The organism is Streptomyces sp. SP17BM10 (assembly GCF_036322405.1).
Classification (GTDB): Bacteria; Actinomycetota; Actinomycetes; order Streptomycetales; family Streptomycetaceae; genus Kitasatospora.
In genome coordinates, this window is the sequence record NZ_JAQYXB010000150.1 from 1 (window position 1) to 1,955 (window position 1,955).

Below are 1,955 nucleotides of genomic sequence, written 5' to 3' on the forward strand. Positions count from 1 at the left end.
CACCGAGGCCGCCGCCGTCCTCGGCCACGCCTCACCGCAGGCCGTCGCCGCCGACCGGGACTTCCACGACCTCGGCATCGACTCCCTCACGGCACTCGAACTGCGCAACCGCCTGACCGCCGTCACCGGCCTGCGCCTGCCCGCGACCCTGGTCTTCGACCACCCGACGTCCGCCGTCCTCGGCGCCCACCTCCTCGGCGTGCTCCTCGACGAGCAGGACGCGGCGGACGGCGCCGCACTGTTCGGCCAACTCGACCGCCTGGACGCGGCCCTGGCCGACGCGGACACCGACGAGGCGACGCGCGGCGCGGTTTCCCTCCGGCTGCGCCGAATGCTGGAGAAATTGCGAAACCAGGACGCGCAGAATGCCGAGGACGCCATTGCGGAGCGGCTCGAAGCAGCGAGCGCGGACGAGGTCCTGGCCTTCATCGACAACGAGCTCGGCCGTCTGGGCAACCGCTGACCGACCCCGCCTCATCACAGGAAGGCACCACCCCCCATGTCGAACGACAGCAAGCTCGTTGACTACCTCAAGTGGGTCACGGCCGACCTGCACCAGACCCGCCAACGACTGCTGGAGGCCGAGTCGGGCCGGCACGAGCCGATCGCCATCGTCGGCATGGCGTGCCGCCTGCCGGGCGGGGTGACCACCCCCGAGGAGCTCTGGCAACTGGTCGCGGACGGGCGGGACGGCATCACCGGGTTCCCCGCGGACCGCGGGTGGGACATCGCGGCGCTGCTCGGCGAGGGCAGCGGCAGCAGCGCCTCGATCGAGGGCGGGTTCGTCGCGGCCGGCGAGTTCGATGCCGCCTTCTTCGGGATCTCGCCGCGCGAGGCCCTCGCGATGGACCCGCAGCAGCGCCTGCTGCTGGAGACGTCCTGGGAGGCGTTCGAGCGGGCCGGCATCGACCCGAGCGGCCTGCGCGGCACCCGCACCGGCGTGTTCGTCGGCACGGCGGGCGTGGACTACGTCGGCGTGGTGATGAACTCGGACGAGGACATGGAGGGCCACGCGACCACCGGCCTGACGGCGAGCGTGCTGTCCGGCCGGGTGTCGTACACCTTCGGGCTGGAGGGCCCGGCGGTGACGGTCGACACGGCGTGCTCGTCCTCGCTGGTGGCGATGCACCTGGCGTCGCAGGCGCTGCGGGCCGGCGAGTGCACGCTCGCCCTCGCGGGCGGGGTCACCGTGCTGTCGACGCCGATGAGTTTCTCCGGCTTCTCCCGCCAGGGCGGACTGGCCCCGGACGGGCGCTGCAAGGCGTTCGCCGACGCGGCGGACGGGACGGGCTGGGCCGAGGGCGCGGGCGTCCTGGTGCTGGAGCGCCTGTCGGACGCGCGCCGCAACGGGCACCCCGTGCTGGCCGTCCTGCGCGGCTCGGCCGTCAACCAGGACGGCGCGTCGAACGGGCTGACGGCGCCCAACGGCCCCTCGCAGCAGCGCGTCATCCGCCAGGCGCTGGCCGCCGCCGGACTGTCGGCCGGAGAGGTCGACGCCGTCGAGGGCCACGGGACGGGCACGCCGCTCGGCGACCCGATCGAGGCCCAGGCGCTCCTCGCGACCTACGGGCAGGACCGCGAACGGCCGCTCCTGCTCGGCTCGCTGAAGTCCAACATCGGTCACACCCAGGCGGCGGCCGGCGCGGCCGGCGTCATCAAGACGGTGATGGCGCTGCGGCACGGCGTGCTGCCGAAGACGCTGCACGTCGACGCACCGTCCGCCGAGGTGGACTGGTCGGCGGGAGCCGTCGAACTGCTCACCGAGGCCCGGGCCTGGCCGGAGGTGGACCGGCCGCACCGCGCGGGCGTGTCCGCGTTCGGGATCAGTGGGACGAACGCGCACGTGATCGTCGAGGAGGCGGTGGAGGAGGACGCCGCGGCCGAGGAGCCGTCGGTCGTTGCCGGTGTGGTGCCGTGGGTGGTCTCGGCGAAGTCGGAGGCGGCGCTGGACGCGC

At 73.9% G+C, this 1,955-nt stretch carries 2 protein-coding genes; both read left to right on the plus strand.

Annotated features, from left to right (window positions below):
* The coding region (locus PUR71_RS00530; protein ID WP_329924284.1) for a phosphopantetheine-binding protein at positions 1 to 463 on the plus strand (463 nt) is incomplete at its 5' end.
* 36 nt (positions 464 to 499) lie between these two features.
* A partial coding sequence (locus PUR71_RS00535) for a type I polyketide synthase (protein ID WP_329924285.1) occupies positions 500 to 1,955 on the plus strand: 1,456 nt, incomplete at its 3' end.